Origin of the sequence: Natronobiforma cellulositropha (genome assembly GCF_025629245.1) — an archaeon.
GTDB lineage: Archaea > Halobacteriota > Halobacteria > Halobacteriales > Natrialbaceae > Natronobiforma > Natronobiforma cellulositropha.
This window is the reverse complement of record NZ_JANZXN010000030.1, coordinates 138,518-158,486: the sequence shown is the minus strand read 5'-3', so window position 1 is coordinate 158,486 and position 19,969 is coordinate 138,518. Positions and strand designations below refer to the sequence as shown.

Genomic DNA, 19,969 nt, shown 5'->3' with positions numbered 1-19,969 from the left:
TGGTAACGTGGTGATAGTAAATACCGAGAGACTCAATCGTTCCCGTATGAACGTGCGTGACTTTACGTTCGATGCGTACGAGCGCTTCCTGCAGGCGGCGACCGAGAACGATTTCGAGGTTCTCACCGTCGCGTCGTACCTCCAGCGCGACGAGCCACCGGAGCGGTTCGTGCTGTTGCGCCACGACGTGGACCGAAAACTCGACATCGCCTACTCGATGGCCCAGCTCGAGGCACGCTACGACGTCTCTTCGACGTACTACTTCCGGACCTCGACGTTCGACCCCGACCTCGTCGGGGCGTTCGAAGGGTTCGGCCACGAGGTCGGCTACCACTACGAGGAACTCGCCCGCGCGAACGGCGACGTCGACCTCGCCTACGAGCGCTTCGAACGGACGCTCGAGGCGTTCCGACGCCACGCAACGATCGAGACGGCGTGCTCCCACGGCAGTCCGCTCTCACCGCACCGCAACCTCGACATGTGGGACGAGGAGCGTCCGCCCGAGTCGTTCGACCTCCTCGGCGAGGCCTACCTCTCGGTCGAGAAGGACGACGAGGATCCGACGCTGCCCTCCTACTGCTCCGATACCGGCCGTCGCTGGGGACTCGTCGAACCGGGCTTCGGACTCGTCGAGACGACCGCCGACCTCGTCTCGCTGCTCGAGTCGGGCGCGTGTGACAAACTCTACGTGCTGGCTCACCCCGGGCGCTGGTCACGCACCGGTCCGGAGTTCGTAGAGCGTGTCGCCTGGGACGTCGCCGCGGAGGCGGGGAAACGCGCCGTCGGTCCCGTCCACCAGGCCACACAACAGTCCGGATCCATCGGGGCGGACGTTACGCAGACGCTCGCGCGCTCGGTCGCTGTCTCCCGGCAACTCGCCGGTGCCACGATCAGATGGCGCTAGCGAACCGAAGCGTGCGCTAGCGCCATCTCGGTACCGCCTTCTCGAAAAATCGTCTCCGCACGGATGGGGGAGGGGTCGTCGTCAGCGGGGTGTGTGCGCACGTGCGTGCGAGCTAAAATTCAGTGGTCGCCGCTCGCTGCTGCCTCGGCGCTCGTCGGCACGCCGTCCGGAATCTCTGCGGAGGGTGCGGTCCCGCAGTCACCGTCTAGCTGGGCGGTCGCGCCGTGGGACTCGCCGATGCCGCCGTTGAAACCGGTGTCGTACTCCGTCGCCGAGACGACCGCCGTCGACCCGCCGCTGGCCGCTCCCGCGTCGATCGAGAAGTTCGCGCCGTTCAGCTCGAGCTGGCAGTTCTCGATCTCACAGGGACCGGGTGCCCAGACCCAGATACCGCGGCCGTCGTAGCCATCGCCGTCGACGAGGACGCTCGAGTTGGTGACCTTCGACCCTTCAGAGCCGATGCGGAAGTTCGCCACGTAGTTGTTGGCGGCGAAACACTCGTCGATGTGGATCGTGCCGCCCGCGCCACCGCCGGGGGCGGAGGCGTAGACGCCGTTGTCGGGGAACCCCTGGACGTTCACGTGCCGCATGTCGATGTGGCCGGAGTGCTCTGGACTGACCCAGATGCCGGTCTCGGCGGTCGCGTTACCGGCGTTCGTGCTGCCGTCGCCGAGGTAGACGTTCTCGAAGGTACTCGTCCCGCCCTCGCGGTCGGAGATGCCGAAGACGGTCGCCGGCCGGCCGACGTCGAGTTCGCCGTGGACGGCGACGTTTCTGATCGTCCAGTCGGTTGCGTGGGCTGCGATCGTCACCCGTGCGTTGGGTGCGGTACAGTCGATCAGGACGTTCTCGAAGGTCTCGCCGTCTTCGACGTGGATGGTGCGATCCTCGCCGCTCGAGACCGTGATCACGTCGTAGCCGTCGTCGGCCGCTGCCGTGCCGACGAGTGCGCCGCTGGTCGCGACGGTCGCGGCTGCAGCCAGTGATCTCACGTACGAGCGGCGGGTTAGCCGAGCGCTCGTGTCAGCGTTCGAGTGACAGTCCTGCTCGGTAATCCGGGGGTTCTGCGCCATGCAATTCCGTAAAATGACGTTGCATTCATAAACCTTTCCGTCTAAAAAACGCAAGGATGTGAAGAAATAATTGGTATCTGTACGAAGATCGCGTGGGTACATCCGCGTACGGTCGTGAGTACAACACTGTGAAACGGCGCGTACTGTCGGGCGTTCCTGGCAGTAAACATCGTATTTCCGGGATAAATATCGTCGTACCTCGTCGCCCTCGGGCGATCGTGGCCGGTTCCGTCACCGGTAGCGCTCGGTCCCGTACCTGTTCACGCACCGAACGGTTCACGAACGGTGTGGAGTAATACGAAATTACTGCCAGTGAAAGATCGAGTGGAGCGGGTGTCGCCCCCGTTCAACTCGTGTCCTGCTCGGCGTAGCCGACCGTCCAGTTCGCCGGGTCGGCGATGGCGCGTCCGGCGACGGTCCACTCGTGGCCGCCGTCGTCGACGATCGGATACGCGACCTGTGTCGTCCGCGAGGAGACGCGCGCGAGCGGGAACGCGCCGTCCGAGTGAAAGCCAAAGCGCTCGAGCAGCGTCTCTGGCACCACGTCGCCGCTGACCGACACCAGGTCGGCGTCGGTGTGATCCGCGAGTACGCGCGCGAGAATCGCGTGCAGTCCCGCCGCTCGTCCGTCGCTCTCACCGAGCGGGACGACGTCGGTCAGCGTCGTGATGCGAGAGCCGTCGCGCACCCGGCTGCCGGTGATCACGCCCGCGACCGCCTCGCCGTCGCGCGTCGCGACGTAGGCGTCGTACGTCCAGGTCGGGTTCTCGAAGCGCCACTCGTAGAAGCGTTCGTCCCGGTTCGCGTGGAGCGTCCGCGGTATCGACCGCTCGTAGAGGTCGACGAACGTCTCGACGGGCACCGACTCGAGGCGTTCGACGGTGACGTCACTCGGCGCGCCTGCGAGGGCGTCTTTGACGGCGTGGTAGCCGTCGGCGAGTGGCTGTGCGAGCCGTGCGAGCCTCGTCCGGCGGGCGCTGGTCGCGTCGACGATGGCCGCCGGCCGCTGGACGCGGTAGTGAGTCGGCACCTCCTCGACGACCTGCCAGCCGTGTTTCAGACTGCCCGAGAGCGTCGCCTGATTCGGGAAGTTGAAGAACAGCGACGGCTCGCGCTCGCGGTAGTGGGCTTTCATCCGCTCGGTGGTCCGCGAGTACAGCCCTCGCCGGCGGTGGTCGGGGTGGACCATCACGTCCGCGGGCTGGTAGCCGATCACGGTCTCCGACCCCGCGCGCAACTCGAGGGCGAAACAGGGTTTCGCCCCGACGACCTCGCCATCGGCCGTCGCCAGGACGATGGGGACGTGGTCGGTGTAGGGATTCTCCTCGTACTTCCAGGCGAACCACGCCTCGTCCTGCTCACCGAGGACGAGGTCGTACAGCTCGAGGAAGCTCGCTCTGTCTCGGGGTTCGTACAGCCGAATCTCGTAGGGGTCGTCGTGTTCGTCCGCCCCGGCAGTCGACGCCCGCCCGGGTGCACTGTCGCCGTTCGCCCGCCCGGATGTGCCATCGCTGCTCGTCGCCCGCCCGGACGCACGGTCGCCGTTCGTCCTCTCGAGCGCTCGCTCGCCGTCGGTCGGTTGCCCGTCGTCTCCGTCCGTCTTCGCTCGTGTGTGCTCTGTTACCATCTCTCTCACTGCTCGCGCGTACCGCCGTCTGACAGTTCGATCCGGTTCGATTCTCCGCGTTCCACTGGCTCGAGTGGCTCCTCGACGCCCGGTACCGCGCCGAGCAGTTCCGCGCGGTGTTCGTCGAGCAGCGGCGCGCGCCCGCGCGGTTCCGGCGGCGTCTCGGCCATCTTGATGGGCGTCCCGGCGATGGTGACGGTCTCCCCCGCCTCGGCGAGTGGCACGTCGACGAGCATCTCGCGGCTTCGTGCGTGCTCGCACGCGTAAATGTCGCTCGCGTCCTGGACGGGTCCACAGGGGACACCCGGTGTGAGCGCCTCGAGCGCCTCTTCGACGGTTCGTTCGCCGACCCACGTCGCGATGGTCTCCCGGAGTGGGTCGCGCCCCTCGAGGCGGTCGGCCGCGTGCGGGTAGTCGACCGCCCAGTCGGGGCGGTCCATCGCGCGACAGAGCGCCTGCCAGTGGTTGTCCCCGAGTGCAGCGATCACGACGTGCCCGTCTTCGGCCTCGAAGGCGTCGTACGGGAACAGCGTCGGGTGGGAGTTCCCCTGTCGTTTCGGCACGTCGCCGGTGTAAGAGTGCTGGTAGATGGCTCGTTCGCCGAGGCTGATCATCGCGTCGTACATCGCGGTGTCGACGTACTGGCCGACGCCCGTCCGCTCGCGGTGGTGTAACGCCGCCAGGACGTTGACCGCGTGGAGGACGCCCGTGAAGATGTCGCCGATGCCGAAGCCGACTTTCGTCGGCGGGCCGTCTTCCTCGCCTGTGAGGTGCATCACGCCGCCCATCGCCTGGGCGACGAGGTCGAACGCGGGTTCGCGCTGTTTCGGACTCGCCCCCGTTCGCGGGTCGCCGAAGCCGCGCATCGAGGCGTAGACCAGTTGCGGGTTGCGCTCGGCGAGGCGTTCGTACTCGAGACCGAACTTCTCCATGGTTCCGACGCGGTAGTTCTCGACCAGCACGTCCGCGGTGTCGACGAGTTCGAGGAACGCCTCGCGGTCGTCCTCGTCGTTGAAGTCGAGTTCGACGCTCCGTTTGCCGCGGTTGACGCTCTGGAAGTAGCCGCCGAAGCTGTCGTCGTCCTCGTGGAAGGGTGGGGTCTCCCTGACGAAGTCCCCGCCCGGCGGTTCGACCTTCACCACGTCGGCGCCGAGGTCGGCGAGCAACATCGTACAGTACGGTCCGCCGAGGACCCTCGTGAGATCCAGCACACGTACGTCGTCGAGGGCAGGCATGGTTCGTATCTGGTTCGGATGGAATTCTCGGGCTTTGTTATGTGTCGATTTCCAGAAGTAGGCGGCGGTGACCTCGAGCCAGGCGATTTTCACCCCGCCTCACGGAGGTGTACGGCTATCGCCATCACCACCACCGCTCACACTCGTCTCTCGTTCCGTGCTGTCGCCGAACCCGGCACACTCGAGTCACCCACTCGCTCAGATCGTTCCTCCCCACACGCGAGTCGGCCTGTCGGCTCACGTTTTCTCGCAAGCGCGTAGAATCAGTCCGCTCAGCGAGCGAAGCGTTCGCCCGTCCGGAACCTCCCTCACGCACTCACACGTCGACGTCTGCGTCGACCGTGTAGAGGCGGAACTCCCCGTTCGAGACGAGTTTGTTCGCCCCCTCGTAGCCCTCGAGTCGGTCCAGGTCGTGTTCGTCGTAGTGTAAGCCGCGGTAGACCTCGAGTTCGCGCACGAGGTCGTACTCCGTGACCACGAGGTAGTACTCGTCGCCGGCGTAGGCCCCGCTGTAGTTGCCCTCCCCGAAGGATTCGGCCTCGACGACGTCGCCGTAGGACCAACTCGAGGAGACGGTCGTGTCGGCTTCGGTGCCGTAGATGCCGTCGCTGTGTCGGTAGACGCCGTAGCCGTAGCCGGCGTACAGCCGTTCGTCGTTTCCGTGCTCGAACGCTGTTTCGTAGCCGTTGACCTGCTGTTCGGTGACGTGTTGGCCGGCGGTGTAGATGAACGGCGTCGAGAAGACGGTCAGCAGCGCGAGCGCGAGACACGCCCCGAGGACGAGTGCGGCGACGGCGCTCGCGCCCGGCGTCGTGATCGCCCCCGAGAGCCAGCCGAAGGCGTGCGCGAGGGCGACGCCCGCGAGAATCGTCACGACGACGAAGATGAACCCGACCTGACGGAACGCCATCGTCGGCGTGCCAATGAAGTAGACGAGGAACATTCCGTTGAGGGGGATCAGTGCGAAGCCGAAGTAGGTGACGAGCGTCTTCGACTCGCGTTCGATGCGCGTCCACCCGAGCCAGGTCAGCAGGACGAACAGGCCGACGGCGAGCGCGACCAGCGCGCTGACGAGGAACATCTTCACGAACAGTTCGCCGAGGCTGCCACCGATTTCGGTGAGCGAGCCACCGCGCTGGCCCACCTCGGAGGACGCCCCGATGTCGCTCGCGAACACTCCGTAGATGAGCCCGGAGAACGCGTCGCGAAAGCGGGCGTTGCTCCCCGCCCAGAGGACGAACAGGCCCCCGAGGGCGAGCGTGTGGACGTAGGCGCTCGAGTGTGCCACGACGGGATGGTCGGTGAACCGCCGTCGGCCGACGAACTGGACGAGGCTCGCTGCGGCGAGGATGACGACGACGTTGATCATCTGCTGTGGGTGGACTAACAACAGCCCCGCACCCGTGAGCAAGACGAGTCCGCTGAGCGGCGAGAGTCCGAACAGTCGCTCGAGGTCGTCACGCCGCCGGAGGTAGGCGACGAACGCGAAGAGGACGACGGGGACGAGAAACAGCGCGTTCGAGTTGGTGTGGACGCCCATGTGCGTCGCGACGTTGTTGATCGGTAACACCATCCAGGAGACGATGGCCGCGAACCCCGCCGCCAGTGCGCTGCCGCTCAGGTCGCGGACGACCAGCGGCACGAACAGCAAGAACGGGACGAACAGGAAGACCACCGTGACGAGGACGGCGCGCTGGACGGGCACGCCGCTCGCGAGGTGGAACGCCGAGGCGATGCTGTGGACGCCCGGGTAGAACAGTTCGTGGGGGTACATCGTCCCCTGGAGGAAGTCCCTGGTCCAGCCGAGGTGGGTGAGCGCGTCACCTTTCCCCTGGAAGTAGTAGTTCCTGACCGAGGGCAGACCGACGATTGCGACCATCGTGGTCCCGCCGAGGGCGATGCCGAGTCCCTGGTGGACGCCTCGAGCCGAGAGCGTGGTCCCGACGGCGACCGCCAGCGCGAACGCGAAGCCGAGCCAGGCGAGCGACGGTGTGGCCGCGTAGATGGACGCCTCGTACCCGCTCGCGGGCGCGTTTCTCGCGACGAGGACGCCGAAGGCGACCGCGAAGAACCCGGCCGCGAGGAGGACGTTCAACACCGCCCGTCTCATACGGTCCCTCCGGCGAACCGCAGGCAACCACCCGTGTCATCGGCGTGTATAGACTGCATTGACTGTCGTGAGGTCACCAACGTGAGGGTTTGTTATCCATCTCCTACCGCTCTCGCGTCGACGCCCGTTCCCGAACTCACCCCGCTCTCAGACGTCACGGTCGCCACCGCAGACGCCACTTCCCCTTAGGTTGCATTCCAACCACACGCTGCTCGTTGACCACTGTACCGCGTTCGGCAACTCGGGGGCCGCCTCACCCGCCGGCACCCGCCTCGAGCAACCCACAATTCGCACACGGTGTACACCGTGTACACGTTCTGCCGCTTGCCCCGCTCTCGCTCTCCGGTGGTAGTAGTAACCGGTCCGTGTCGGGTCCGGGCGGCCGGTTTCGCGGCCGTTACCGACTCCGTTCACGAGGGCCGGTCGGCTAACGGTTCTCACACTTTTTGTAGCCCTTCGTGGTGGTCACCCCACCGAGAGTGTCACCTCGCTCGAGTCACGCCCGACTCGAGCGTGCTCACTCGCCTCAACGCATGTCACCACGACCCACCTCTCCGACGATTCTCGTCGACGACGTCGACGCGACCGGCACCGACCTCGAGTGTTCGATCACGGTCACCCCCGACCTCGAACGGTTCGTCTCCGGCGAGCCGTTTCGCGCGAGTTACGACGTCCCGATCGAAGACGTCCCCGAGGGCGTCCTCGTCGTCCCGTTGCTCGCACAGCTCGCTCCGGTCGCGTGGGCGACCGGCGCCGACATCTACGTTCCGACCGTCGACGCACGCTTCGCACGAGCGCTCGAGGACGTGAAAGCGTCGCTGCTCTCGATGTACGACTTTCTCGAGGGTGGCTCGCTCCACGCGCGCGATCTCGTCGAGGTACCCGCACACGACGGCGGCGAGTCCGGCCTGCTCTTCACTGGGGGCGTCGACTCGACGTGTTCGTACGTCAGACACCGCGACGAGGAGCCGACGCTGATCAGCGTTCGCGGCTGGACCGTCTCGACCGACGCCGCAGACGACGAGAAGTGGGACGCGCTCCGTTCGCGCGTCACCGGCTTCGCCGACGAGCGCGACCTCGAGACGGCGTTCGTCGAGTCGAACATGCTCTCGTTTCTCGAGCACTTCGTGCTCCTCGCGCACTTCAAACGCTTCGTCGACGGCGCCTGGTACAGCTCCGTGGGCCACGGTCTCGGACTGCTCGGTCTCTGCGCGCCGATGGCCTACGCCTGCGGGATGGGGTCGCTCTACGTAGGTGCGACCCACTGGGAGGGTATCGACCTCGAGTGGGGTTCTCGGCCGGACATCGACGACTACGTCGCCTGGGCGGGCACGCGCTGTCACCACGACGCCTACGACCTCACCCGTCAGGAGCGCCTCGACACCATCGCCGACTACGTCCGGACGGACGCGCCCGACCTCCAACTCCAGACCTGTAACGTCCAGATGGACGGCAACTGCGGCCGGTGCGAGAAGTGTTACCGGACGGCCGTCGGTCTCCGTCTCGCCGGTCTCGAGCCGACGGCTCACGGCTACGCCGAGGTCGACTACGACGACCTCCGGCGGTCGTTCGAACGCGGCGCGTGGGTCCTCGGCGAGGACGAACGCTACATGTGGGCGGACATCCGCGAGCGCGTCCGCGAGACGACGCCGGCGTCGCCGGCCGAGCGCGAGTTCTTCGCGTGGCTCGAGTCGGCCGACCTCGCCGACCTGGTCGACGACTCCGCGCCGCCGGTTCACCACCGCGCGCTCCGGGCGGGTGCCAGGAACGCTCCCGACGCACTCTACACGACGCTCTATCCGGCCTACGACTCCGTACGCCGGGTGGCACGTCGGATGGGGATCTGAACGCTCGAGCGCATCGGCGCGTCTCCGGCCGTCGGAACACCGTTCACCAATCTGTACTGTCAGGCGTTCGAACACACTGAAAGCTTCATGTGCACTGGTAGCGTAACACATACTGTGGCCGGCGGCGACGAGGAGCCATCGAACGACTCGCGTTCTCCCGAACGTGAGGTGTGGCGACACCGACCTCCCGGTAAGACGGGACAGACGTCACCGCCGCAGGAACGACACGGATCGAACCCGTCCTCGAATTCGGGGGCGAAATCCGGTTCAGTACCCACCCGGTGCGTGTGCACCGCGTGGCGAATTCGGATTCGAAGAGCGGATCCGAGACCGGCCGATCCGTCCCGTTCCCGTTCGACTCCAGTTCGCCGCCGCCGACCGCTCTCCGCTCGCGCGTGCGTCGACGGCCCGGCCAGCGCCCCGCACTCGCCGTTTTTCCTCACGCATTCGTTCGTCGAGTGTACCCGCTGTGGGCACCGCTGACGTTCACTCTGCAGATGTCTCCGACCCGTTCTCGAGCGACTCGCGCCGGCTGACCATCTCGAGGCTGATCCACGAGATGACCGCCTCGCCGTCCTGGTTGTAGCCGGTCAGTCGCTCATCGACGTAGCCGATCTCGTTCCGGCCGTCGGCGGCGGAGGTCTCGAGCACTTCGACTTCGACGGTCAGGGTGTCGCCGGGCCTGACCGGCCTGATCCACCGCAGTTCGTCGATGCCGCGGGCGGCCACGAGCGCCCGGTCAGACATGTTGTCGATCATCAGCCGCATACAGACCGACGCCGTGTGCCAGCCACTGGCGATGAGTCCGCCCATCATCGTCTCCGCTGCGGCCCCCTCGTCGGTGTGGATCGGCTGTGGGTCGTACTCGCGTGCGAACTCGACGATGTCGTCTCTCGTGATCGTCCGCTCGCCGAACGACCGGCGGTCGCCGACCGAAATGTCCTCGAAGTACTCGGTGTCGCTCATATCTCGAGCGCACACACGCGCGTCACATAGTCGTTCGTCTCCGCTGCTCGAGTCTCCTCCCCGTTCGACCCGCTGTAGTGCTCACACTCGAACGCCGGCGGGCCGACTCACCACTCGAACGCCGACGGGCCGACTCACCACTCGAATGCACCCTCGAGACCGACGCTGTCGATGCGAATAATCTGCGCCTCGACGTCCTCGAGCAGCGCCCCCCAGCCGCCGACGGTGTAGACGCCGTCGTCGGTCTCGAGGAAGAGCGTGAGCTGTCCCGCGAGGTCGGTGTACGCCGGGTCGTCCTCCGGCCCGAGCAACCGGTCGTTCGTGATCCCGACGAGCTGGCCGGTGATTTCGACCTCTTCGCCGGTGTCCGTCCGCTGGCCGACGGTCGTCAACGTCATCGTGGCCCCGTTGTTCCACAGCGGGACCGTGTCGTGGACGAACTCCTCGATGCTGATGTAGGTCGGACTGGCGTCGGGGTCGACGTGGACCGACTCGAGTCGCGCCCACAGACACGTCAGGAAGTACCAGTGGAGGATGAACGAGAGAATCTCGTCGCCGATGGTGATCCCGTAGGGTTCGTCGCTGTGGACGTTCGGCGAGAAGAAGGCGTGGCGGCGATCGACGATGGCCAGAAACGGTCCCGGAAGCGGGTTCCGCCGGACTTCGACGACGCCGTCGGGCACCGGCAGGTCGCTCTCCTCGACGTCGTAGACCGACACCTGGACGACGACGTCGTTCTCGGTCGCCGCGGTCTCGATCGTCGGCTGTAGCTCCTCGAGTTGCTCGAGCGTCAGCGCGAGTTCGATCGAGACCGCCGCCTGGGCGATGGCGTCGCCGGCGCTTCGCAGCACCGTCTCCTGTTGTTTGACCACGCTCACGCGCGACTCGAGCGGGTCGGGCTGTTCCCAGCGGTCTTCGATCTCGTCGGCGGCGTCGGCGAACATCTCGCTCTTGCTGCGCAGCCGTTCGAGCACGTCGATCGGCTCTCGGGGGCGGGCGTAGAGCCGATCGCGCTCCATGGTCTCTGCGAAGCCGAGCTCCTCGAGCTGTCTGACGATGTCGTAGATTCGCGAGGAGGAGACCGACGAGCGCTGGGTGATCTCGACGACGGGGGAGGGACCTAACTCGAGGAGCGTGAGATACGTATCGGCCTGCTGTCCGGTCAGGCCTGCCTCCTCGAGCGCCCGTCTGAGCGACTCCGTGTCCATGCCGGTACCGGATTCCCATCACCCAAAAGCATTGTGGAAGGACCGGCCGTCCGACACCTCCCCGGCGGTGGTCAACTCTCGCGCGCGATCACTCCATATAACCGAGTCCTTTCAGGCGGTCCTCGACGCCGGTGAAGTCGTCGTCGACGGCCACCTCGTCGCCGGCGGCCCGCCCGACGTCCGTCCGTTCGACCCGGGTCGTCGCCGGCCGTGACCCGTCTTCGAAGGCGTCGAAGAGGACGCGTCCGTCGGCGTTCTCGGGAACTGGCTGGCCGATGCCGTGGAGCAACGTCGGTGCCACGTCGACGACGCGCGCACCCCGGAGTTCGCCCCCGGCGGCGATTCCCGGCCCGCGACAGAGCATGACCCCTTCGCTGCGGTGGCTCGCGGCGGTCGACCCGGTGTCGCCGAACGGCTCCTCGGCGATCGAGTTGCGCGTCTCGTAGACGCCGTGGCCGTTGACGATCAGGTCGGGCGAGTGCTCGTCGGTCGGGAACAGATCGTCACCGTCGAAGACGTCGAGCACCGGCCCATCCCGGTTCGGGTCGGTGACCGACTCGAACAGCTCGACGAGTTCGGCTTTGACCGTCTCGACCTCACTCGGCGGGACGATCCCCTTCTCGAAGCGCTCGGTGTCGTTGATGTAGACGTTGCCCGCGTCGTGGACGAACGCCGTCGTCCGCTCGTAGTCGACGTCGTAGAGGGCGTGATCACCCGGAAGCTGTGAGGCGACCGAGTCGACGACCGACCGCGGCAGCGCCGAGACCAGCGCTTCCTCGCTGACGCCCACCCGGTTCAGCGCGCTCATCACCCCGTCACGCGAGATGCCCAGACTCGCCAGCGCCCCGCGGGTGCCCTCTTCGTCTCGCTTCTCGAGGTAGCCCGCCTGCTCGAGGTAGTAGTTGACGTAGACGAGCGTCTCGATCGGCCCGAAGCCGTGGTCGGAGACGACGTAGAGGTGGGCATCGCGTTCGTCGGTGTACTCGATCACCTCGCCGACGATCTCGTCGAGCGAGCGGTAGTGTTCGAGCAGTTTCTCGTCGTCCCAGACGAGGTGCTGGAACCGGTCGGGGGCGGTGTAGACGAAGAAGAACAGCCGCCAGTCGGGTTCGCGCTCCATCAGCAGGCGCATCAGTTCACGCCGACTCGAGAGGATCGACTCGACCGCGGCGGGGAACTCCTCGAGACGGTCTGCGTACTCCGGGTAGTCGAGACTGATCTGGTAGTTGGGAATCGCCGCATCGATCTCGTCTTTGAGGTCGGGCGGGTAGGTGAAGTCGGCGCTCGTCGAGGGCGTCATCATCCCGGAGACCAGGGTCCCCTCGAGTTCCTCCGGCGGATACGTCAGCGGCACGTTGGCGACCACCGAGGGGGAGAGTCCGTCCCACAGCGCTGGCTGGGTCCGGTCGCGGCTGGTGTACATCCGGTGGCTGTACTCGGCCGAGAGCCTCTGGAACCCGTAGATGCCGTGTTTGTCGGGCCAGACGCCGGTCGCGATCGAGGGCCACGCCAGCGGCGTCGTCGCCGGGCGCGTACTCTCGAGTGTGCCGGCGGCGCCTTCCTCGCGAAGCCGAGCGAAGTTGGGCAGCTCGCCGTCGTCGGTCCACCGTTCGATGAGGTACCACGGAACGCCGTCGAGACCGAGGACGAACGCCCGCTCCGTGTGCGTAGATCCGCTCATGATTGTAATCGAGGCGCAGGCTGCGCCCGCTACCCGCCACCGTCGGCTGACCTGCGCTTTGTTATGGGGAAACTGTCGGGGTGAAACCGTCACGAACTACTGAGTGTCCCCGTCTCGAGACGCTCGGCGAACTCCCTCTCTGACCCCCTCGAGCGCCCCGCTCGTGCCACCCCGACCGTCCGGGACGGGCGAAGGCGGTCCATAACAATGCCCGGATCCGACGACACTCACCGCGTGATCTACAGTACGAACGCACGAACGCGGCCGTGGACGGCGTCGGGAGTCCGTCGGTGGTTCCCGTGGGCAGCGTAGTCATCTCGATCGACGCCGAACTCGGCTGGGGGTTCCACGACCTCGACGAACCGCCGAGAGACCGCGTCGAGAGCGGCCGCCGGGGCTGGGAGTCGCTGCTCTCGATCCTCGAGCGCCACGACGTGCCCGCGACCTGGGCCGTCGTCGGCCACCTCATGCTCGAGGACTGTGACGGCGAACACGCCGACCACCCCGCCCCGCCGGGCTGGTTCGAGCGCGAACGGACGACCTGGCGCGAGCGCCCCGATCTGCGCTTCGGTCCCGACCTCGTACGCGCCGTCGTCGACTCACCCGCCGACCACGAGTTCGCGAGTCACACCTTCTCGCACGTCCTCTTCGGTGATCTCGAGACGACACGTGAACTCGCCGTCGCCGAACTCGAGCGCGCGCAGGACCTCGCTGCCGACTGGGGGCTGGCGCTCGAGTCGCTCGTCTACCCGCGAAACGACGTCGGCCACCGCGAGGCGCTCGCAGACTGCGGGTTCCACGCCTACCGGGGGCGCTCGCCGACGCCCGACGGTGTCGTCGGCCTGCTCGACTCGCGGCTCAGAAACCGCTCGCTGCTCGTCGAGCCGAGCGTCGACGAGTACGGCCTGGTGAACGTGCCAGCGTCGCTGTTCCTGTTCGGCTTCGAGGGCCCGCTGCGAACCGTCGCCGAGTCGGTCTGGACCGACCCGATGCTCGCACAGGCGCGCCGTGGCGTCGATCAGGCCGCCGCCGGCGACGGCGTCTTCCACGTCTGGCTCCACCCGAACAACCTCGTGAGCGAGCGCGACGACGCACGCCTCGAGGCGCTCGTCGGCTACATCGCGCGGCTGCGCGAACGAACCGATCTCACGGTCGAGACGATGGGGTCGGTCGCCGCTCGCGTGCTCGAGTCGCCTGCCGACGATTCGTTCCCGACGCCACGCTGACGCCCGACGCGCGTTCGTACACCTCGAGTAGCCGATCGGTGGTGCGCTCGAGGCTCACCTCGCGGACCGTCTCGCGCCCGTTCGAGCGCTCGCCACGCTCGAGGACCGTCGCCAGCGCGGACACCAGTCCCTGGTCGCTCGTCGCGACGGCGGAGGGGTGGACGCCCGAGAGTCGCTCGCGGACGTCTCCCACGCCGACGGCGACCACCGGCAGATTGCAGGCCAGCGCCTCTTTCACCGCGTTCGGCGACCCCTCGCTCCTCGACGTCAGCAACAGCGCGTCGGCGGCGTTCACGAACGTCGGCACCCGCTCGTGGGCCACGCCGGAGACCGTCTGGAGCCGAACCGGACGCTCGAGCAGTCCGTCGACCGCCTCGGCCACCCGCTGCGCCCGCGGGTAGTTCTTCGTCTCTCGGTGAGTCGCGTACGGAAACAGCACGTGGTAGGCGTCTTCCTCCCAGCCGACGGCGTCGCGGGCGTCGGCCTGCTCGCGCGGGGCGAATAGCTCGAGGTCGACGCCGTCGGGGATCACCTCGCAGGGGTGGCCGAGGACGCGTTTCATCTCGGCGGACATCACGACGACCTCGTCACAGAAGGGTGCACAGGCGCGACTCACCGGCGCGACCGGCCCGTGAACGTCAGAGCCCCACAGCGAGAGCACGACCGGCGTGCGGAGCCCGGCGAGCGCCATCGGCGCGGTCAGCCCGTAGTGGGCGTGGATCAGGTCGTAGCCGCGCGCCGCCTCGCGCACGACCTCGGGACCGAACCTGAGGTAGTCGAGTGGACTCCGGGTGTTCTCCCCATCGATGTCGCCGGCGACCTCGAGCGTCGTGAACGATACGCCTCGTCGCTCGAGAGCGGCCATCTGCTGGGTCATAAACGGCGCGTCGGCGTTCGTCGTGAGCGTGAGGACGTCCATTCGTGGTGGACCCACATCCCCTCGCTCGAGGCTTTGTTAACCGTCCCCTGTCGGTGCCACCATGGCACTCACTACCCGTCGAGCGCCCTGGACACACGTCCGACGCTCGTCAGACTCGCCCGGGATTCAGAAATCCGTTATTTATATACAATTGTCTAGTAGGCACGAAACGCTTATAGATTTACTCGATCAACAGCGACACGATCGATGGGATTGTCTGACGTCGTTCGCGGTCTGCTCTCGGGCGAGGATCCCGCTTCGGACGCCGAGAGTGACGCCGCCGCCGGGACCGTCGTCTACGAGTGTCGAAACTGCGGGACGACGGTCGGTCCCGACGCCACCGAGTGTCCCAACTGCGATTCGACGGCGATCGTCGAGTATCCGATCGAGTGACGCTCGTCGAGACGCACGCACCCGGTCGCCGAACGAGTAACCCTTTTACCGGCGCTCGAGTACCACATCCAGATGAACGTCCGTCTCGACGAGGTGAACAGGCGCATTATTCACGCGCTGATGCGTGACGCCCGAAACACCTCCGCGCCGATGATCGCAGAGGACGTCGGCGTCTCCCCGGCGACGATCCGCAACCGTATCCAGCAGCTCGAGGACGCCGGCGTCCTCAGCGGCTACCACGCGAACGTCGACTTCGAGCGCGCCGATGGCCGGCTCACGAACCTCTTCATGTGTAACGCCCCGGTCACAGAGCGCGAACGCCTCGCCAGACAGGTCCGGGTGATTCCGGGCGTCGTCAACGTCCGTGAGTTGATGACCGGCCGCCGGAACCTCCACGTCCTCGCCGTCGGCGAGGACACGACCGACTTACGCCACGTCGCCCGCGAAATCGCCAAACTCGGCATCGACATCGAGGACGAAGACCTCGTCCAGTCGGAACACTTCCAGACCTACCGCCCGTTCGGCCCCGACGACGACTCGCCGACGGCGCTCTCCGATTTCATCAGTCTCTCCGGCGGCGCGGAAGTGCTCGAGGTGACGATCCCGGAGACGGCCCCCCTCGCCGGACGCACGCTCGAGGAGGCGGGCCGCGAGGGCGTCCTCGACGACGAACTGCTGGTGGTGGCGATCGAACGGGAAGACGCCGTCCTCACGCCCAGGGGCAACACCACCATCTTACCGGACGATCTGCTGACGATTCTCTCGCGCAAGGGTGTCGACGACGAGTCGCTCGAGGCGTTCGAGTCGGTCTAGCCCAGAACACCGACATACTTATACGGCTTTTCGAATCAGTAATCCGTATGCTCTCAGTTTCGCTTTCGACAGCGACACCTCGAACAACCGGAACGGTCTCGCCGCGGCGTGGGGTGTGAGCGTGGCCGACAGCGAGCAGGAACTCGCTCGAGACCTCGGGTTTCTCGAGGCGTACACGCTCGGTCTGGGGACGATGATTGGTGCGGGCATCTTCGTCTTACCTGGAATCGTCGCCGAGACGGCGGGTCCGGCGAGTACAGTGTCGTTCGCCATCGGCGGTGTCGTCGCACTACTGGCGGCACTTTCGCTCTCGGAGCTAGCGACGGGAATGCCGAAGGCAGGTGGGAGTTACTACTACGTCAACCACGCCCTGGGTGGCCTGTTCGGGAGCGTCGTTGGCTGGGGCATGTGGGCCGGGTTGATGTTCGCGACAGCGTTCTACATGCTCGGGTTCGGCCAGTACCTGACGGGCCGGAGTTCGGACGCGTTCGTGGTCGTCGTCGCGGCGCTGGTGATGGCGGCGATTCTCGTCGGTGTCAACTACCGTGGCGTCAAGGAGACCGGCGCGCTTCAGAACGTGATCGTGGTCGCGCTCGTCGGCCTGATCCTCGTCTTCATCGTCTTCGGCCTCGCGGCGCTCGACGTTGCCCTGCTGACGCCGTTTACCGCCGACGGTGGATGGCCGGCCGTCGCCGCCACCGCGGGTACGGTGTTCGTCGCGTTCATCGGCTTCGAAGTGATCGCCACGAGCGCAGAAGAGATCGAAGACCCCGGTCGAAACCTCCCGCTGTCGATGATCGCCGCCGTCGTTACGCCGACGCTGCTCTACGTCCTGGTGATGCTCGTCAGCACGGGTGTCCTTCCGGTCGAAGACCTCTCACCGGAAGTCACCTCGGTTCCCGTCGCCGACGTCGCCTTCCAGTACCTCGGTGTCGTCGGTGCCACGATCATGATCGTCGGTGCCATCCTCGCGACAGTCTCCTCTGCGAACGCCTCGATCCTCTCGGCTGCCCGCGTCAACTTCGCGATGGGGAGAGACCGTCTCCTCACCAACTGGCTGAACGACATTCACGAGGAGCATCAGACGCCGTACCGGGCGATCCTCCTCACCGGCGTTGTCATTCTGTTGTTGATCGTGAGCGGTCTCCCCATCGACACGCTCGCGGACGTCGCGAGCTTTCTCTACTTGCTCACCTACGCGCTGGTCCACGTGGCCGTGATCGTCATGCGGCGCGCCGATCCCGACGGCTACGAGCCGACGTTTCGAATTCCATCGCTCCTCTATCCAGCCGTGCCGATTCTGGGGGCGCTCTGCTGTCTCGCCGTCCTCACCATCATGGGAACGACCTCCTGGATCTCGCTCGGGCCGCTGACGCTGACTGAAGTCCAGGTGATCGGTCTCGTCATCGTCGCCATCGGTGTCGCCTGGTACGTCGCCTACGCCAGAGAGCGTGCCACCTCGACCAGCCTCGTCGGCGAAGCCGTCGCCCCCGAACCAGACCGCGAGGAAGGCGTCTACCGCGTCGTCGTCCCCGTCTCGAACCCTAACACTGAACGGCCGCTGATCGAGTACGCCGCCGCGAGCGCCGCCGCCAGGGACGAACCGGGGGAACTCGTCGCCGTCAACGTCATCGAAGTCCCGCCACAGACCTCGCCCGCACAGATCGAACTCGAGGAGGCTCGCATCGAGCGCCAGCGCGAGTTGCTCGAGGCGGCCCGCGAGAGCGCCGCCGACCTCGAAGTTTCCCTTCGCACGCGTGCCATCGTCGGCCGTGACGCCGGCCGTATTCTCCTCTCGGTGATCGACGACGAGGACGCAGACCACGTCGTCCTCGGCTGGGCGGGCCGTCGACGTCGGCGCGACGCGTTCTTCGGCTCGACGATCGACCCGGTACTCGAGCGTGCTGGCTGTGAAGTGACGTTGGTGAAAGATCCGACGGCATCACCAGGGTCGATCGTCGCACTCGCCGGACGCGGGCCGAACGCTCCGGTTGCGGCCGCTCGTGCGGGCGAACTCGCCCGGACGTTCCCCGACGCGTCGCTCACACTCCTCAACGTCCAACCGAAACCGGCCGACGAGGAGGTGGCGGCGGCTGTCGACCCCGACGCTGTCGGCCACGAGACGATCGAGGCGATCGCCGCCGAGACGGGACTCGGGGAGGACGAGTACGACGCTCGTGTCGTCGTCGCCGCCGACGTCCGCGAGGCACTGCTCGAGACGGTCGCCGAGTACGATACCCCCTGTGTCGGTGCGACCGGCGAGAGCGCCGTTGCGCAGGCGCTGTTCGGGTCGATTCCACAACAGGTCGTCGAGAACGCAGACGAGACAGTACTCATGGTTCGCGGCGAGACCCGGGTACCGAGAACGTTTAGACAGGCGCTCGTCGAGCGTCTCGGCGGACGGCCGTGACCAGTCGTGCGCCGGAGACGGCTCAGAACTCGCTCGAGCCGACTTCCCGCCGGTGGGCGGTGATGTCGGCGTCGTCGAACGTCGGATCGACGGTCGCCGCTCCGGCGGCGACACCGACGTACTCGGCGCGCTCGGGCGTTCGCTCGAGTACCTGCGCCGCCGGATCACCGGTCATCAGTGAGGGGACGGGGCGGCCGAGCAGCCCCATCGTCAGCGGGGCGACGCTGGCGAGCGAGAGCCGCCGCTCGCCCTCGCTGCCGGTGTCGAAATCCGGCCCGGAGCCGAGAAACAGCCCGCGTGGCGTTCGCCGGTACCCACCGGCCGCTCGGATCGGCCGCGTTCCGAGGGCGGCCGAGAGGCGGTACCCGGCCGTCGGCCGAACGAACACGTCCGGCGCGTTCTCGAGGAACGGGCCACCGTAGCGACGCTCGCGCAGACGGACCGATTCGAACGCGGGGTCGCCGGTGGGTGTCTCGAGTGCGGCGAGCGTTTCGACCAGGTCGTCACAGACCGCCCGGTAGCGTGAGGGCGGCACCTGCCCGTTCGGGTCGCGGCCGGCGAGGTTGACCCGAATCCCCTCGTAATCCGTCTCCGGACAGTACGCGAGTGAGTTCGGCCAGTCGATCCGACGGGTCGCTCGCGACGGCTCCGTCCGGCCCAGGACGCGCCGCCCGAGCGTGCGGAGGCGCTCGAGTCCGTCGGCCAGCGGCGTCGACGGCGTGTGCGCGCTCCCACCCCGCGTCTCGAGGTAGTTCGCCCCGGCGAGCAGGTCGTTGAGACCGATCTCGCGGGTGGTTCGTTCGACGCCGTGGGTCGAACAGCAGACGACGTTCGTCTCCTCGTCGACGGTCTCGAGGATGGACTCGAGCGTGCGGTCTGTGGCTTCGACGGCCGCGCGCACCTGCTCGTCGTCGCCCGTCGACAGTAACGGAGCGAGCGCCGAGAGGTGACAGACCGCCAGTTCCCACTCGTAGACGTCGAGCGCCGAGGCGAACGCCCGGCGTCTGCGCTCGAGCAGTTCCCGGTGTGCCTCGAGTGTCTCTCCCTGCGGATGGATCGTGTACTCGTCGCCGGATACGAAACCCACCGCCTCACGGACGCCGTCCGGGTAGCCCCGCTCGTCCGCTGGCGCTGGCGGACCCGGCACGACGACGCCGTCGATGGGGTCCGCCGGGTGCGTGAGCGGGACGTTCATCACGACCGATCGGGCGCCCTCACTCGAGAGGTACTCCCACAGTGCGGGCCGGCGGACGTGCACCCCGGAGACGGGTGTCGGCTCGTCCGGATACCCCGCACCGAGGTCGTTCGGCCCGAAGATACCGTGGTGGCTCGGGTCAGTGCCCGTGTAGAGCGTCGGCCACGCGCTCGTCGGACAGCTCGGCCCGTCGGTCTCGAGTGTCGCCTCGACGCCACGTGCTCCCAGGGCGGTGAGCGTCGGCGCGGCGTCCGCGAACCGCTCGAGGTGGCGTCGCTCGAGACCACAGCAGCCGAGAATTACCGTCCGCATCGGCCTCCCTCCGCGTTCCAACGCTGTCGCCGACCGCCGCGAGTGTTCGC

The 19,969-nt window shown here is 66.9% G+C and carries 15 protein-coding genes; 6 read left to right on the top strand and 9 right to left on the bottom strand.

Going from position 1 to position 19,969, the window contains the following annotated elements:
* The first annotated feature begins 46 nt into the window (after positions 1-46).
* Entirely contained in the window at positions 47-904 is an 858-nt protein-coding gene (locus tag N0B15_RS13710; RefSeq protein ID WP_263020272.1) for a polysaccharide deacetylase family protein, read from the top strand.
* Positions 905-1,023: 119 nt separating this feature from the next.
* Here the strand turns inward: N0B15_RS13710 and N0B15_RS13705 are convergent, their stop codons facing one another.
* From N0B15_RS13705 to N0B15_RS13690, 4 genes are all read right to left on the bottom strand, one after another.
* Positions 1,024-1,977, bottom strand: a complete 954-nt coding sequence (locus tag N0B15_RS13705) for a hypothetical protein (protein WP_263020271.1) — start codon at positions 1,975-1,977, stop codon at positions 1,024-1,026.
* Positions 1,978-2,323: 346 nt separating this feature from the next.
* Positions 2,324-3,604 (bottom strand): GNAT family N-acetyltransferase, encoded by a 1,281-nt coding sequence (locus N0B15_RS13700; protein WP_263020270.1) that lies wholly within the window; start codon positions 3,602-3,604, stop codon positions 2,324-2,326.
* Between the two features lie 5 nt (positions 3,605-3,609).
* Complete coding sequence (gene mct, locus N0B15_RS13695; RefSeq protein WP_263020269.1) at positions 3,610-4,839, bottom strand: succinyl-CoA:mesaconate CoA-transferase; 1,230 nt, start codon at positions 4,837-4,839, stop codon at positions 3,610-3,612.
* 316 nt (positions 4,840-5,155) lie between these two features.
* A complete protein-coding gene (locus tag N0B15_RS13690; protein WP_263020268.1) occupies positions 5,156-6,949 on the bottom strand; it encodes a DUF6541 family protein in 1,794 nt (597 codons plus the stop codon).
* Positions 6,950-7,482: 533 nt separating this feature from the next.
* Here N0B15_RS13690 and N0B15_RS13685 point away from each other — a divergent pair.
* Positions 7,483-8,796 carry a hypothetical protein gene (locus N0B15_RS13685; RefSeq protein WP_263020267.1) on the top strand — a complete coding sequence of 438 codons (1,314 nt, stop codon included), beginning with the start codon at positions 7,483-7,485 and terminating at the stop codon, positions 8,794-8,796.
* A gap of 486 nt (positions 8,797-9,282) precedes the next feature.
* Here the strand turns inward: N0B15_RS13685 and N0B15_RS13680 are convergent, their stop codons facing one another.
* The 3 genes from N0B15_RS13680 to N0B15_RS13670 form a co-directional block, all read right to left on the bottom strand.
* A complete protein-coding gene (locus tag N0B15_RS13680; RefSeq protein WP_263020266.1) occupies positions 9,283-9,762 on the bottom strand; it encodes a MaoC family dehydratase in 480 nt (159 codons plus the stop codon).
* A 134-nt stretch (positions 9,763-9,896) separates the two neighbouring features.
* Positions 9,897-10,970: a TrmB family transcriptional regulator gene (locus tag N0B15_RS13675; RefSeq protein ID WP_263020265.1), complete on the bottom strand. Its 1,074-nt coding sequence runs from the start codon at positions 10,968-10,970 to the stop codon at positions 9,897-9,899.
* Positions 10,971-11,058: 88 nt separating this feature from the next.
* Positions 11,059-12,651 carry an alkaline phosphatase family protein gene (locus N0B15_RS13670; RefSeq protein WP_263020264.1) on the bottom strand — a complete coding sequence of 531 codons (1,593 nt, stop codon included), beginning with the start codon at positions 12,649-12,651 and terminating at the stop codon, positions 11,059-11,061.
* A 290-nt stretch (positions 12,652-12,941) separates the two neighbouring features.
* Here N0B15_RS13670 and N0B15_RS13665 point away from each other — a divergent pair, with 290 nt between their 5' ends.
* Complete coding sequence (locus N0B15_RS13665; RefSeq protein ID WP_425494241.1) at positions 12,942-13,877, top strand: polysaccharide deacetylase family protein; 936 nt, start codon at positions 12,942-12,944, stop codon at positions 13,875-13,877.
* On the opposite strand, the gene N0B15_RS13660 is transcribed toward N0B15_RS13665, so the two are convergent.
* Complete coding sequence (locus tag N0B15_RS13660) at positions 13,798-14,796, bottom strand: glycosyltransferase (protein ID WP_263020367.1); 999 nt, start codon at positions 14,794-14,796, stop codon at positions 13,798-13,800. The two genes, N0B15_RS13665 and N0B15_RS13660, sit on opposite strands and share 80 nt — an antisense overlap.
* A gap of 207 nt (positions 14,797-15,003) precedes the next feature.
* Between N0B15_RS13660 and N0B15_RS13655 the strand changes: the two genes are divergently transcribed.
* The 3 genes from N0B15_RS13655 to N0B15_RS13645 all read left to right on the top strand — a co-directional run bounded on the left by N0B15_RS13655 (position 15,004) and on the right by N0B15_RS13645 (position 18,412).
* The gene (locus N0B15_RS13655) at positions 15,004-15,189 is read left to right on the top strand and encodes a hypothetical protein (protein WP_263020262.1); all 186 of its coding nucleotides are present in this window, start codon (positions 15,004-15,006) and stop codon (positions 15,187-15,189) included.
* A 72-nt stretch (positions 15,190-15,261) separates the two neighbouring features.
* The gene (locus tag N0B15_RS13650) at positions 15,262-16,002 is read left to right on the top strand and encodes an Lrp/AsnC family transcriptional regulator (RefSeq protein ID WP_263020261.1); all 741 of its coding nucleotides are present in this window, start codon (positions 15,262-15,264) and stop codon (positions 16,000-16,002) included.
* A gap of 121 nt (positions 16,003-16,123) precedes the next feature.
* Positions 16,124-18,412, top strand: a complete 2,289-nt coding sequence (locus N0B15_RS13645; RefSeq protein WP_263020366.1) for an amino acid permease — start codon at positions 16,124-16,126, stop codon at positions 18,410-18,412.
* A gap of 22 nt (positions 18,413-18,434) precedes the next feature.
* On the opposite strand, the gene N0B15_RS13640 is transcribed toward N0B15_RS13645, so the two are convergent.
* Positions 18,435-19,919 carry an alkaline phosphatase family protein gene (locus N0B15_RS13640; RefSeq protein ID WP_263020260.1) on the bottom strand — a complete coding sequence of 495 codons (1,485 nt, stop codon included), beginning with the start codon at positions 19,917-19,919 and terminating at the stop codon, positions 18,435-18,437.
* Positions 19,920-19,969 lie beyond the last annotated feature (50 nt).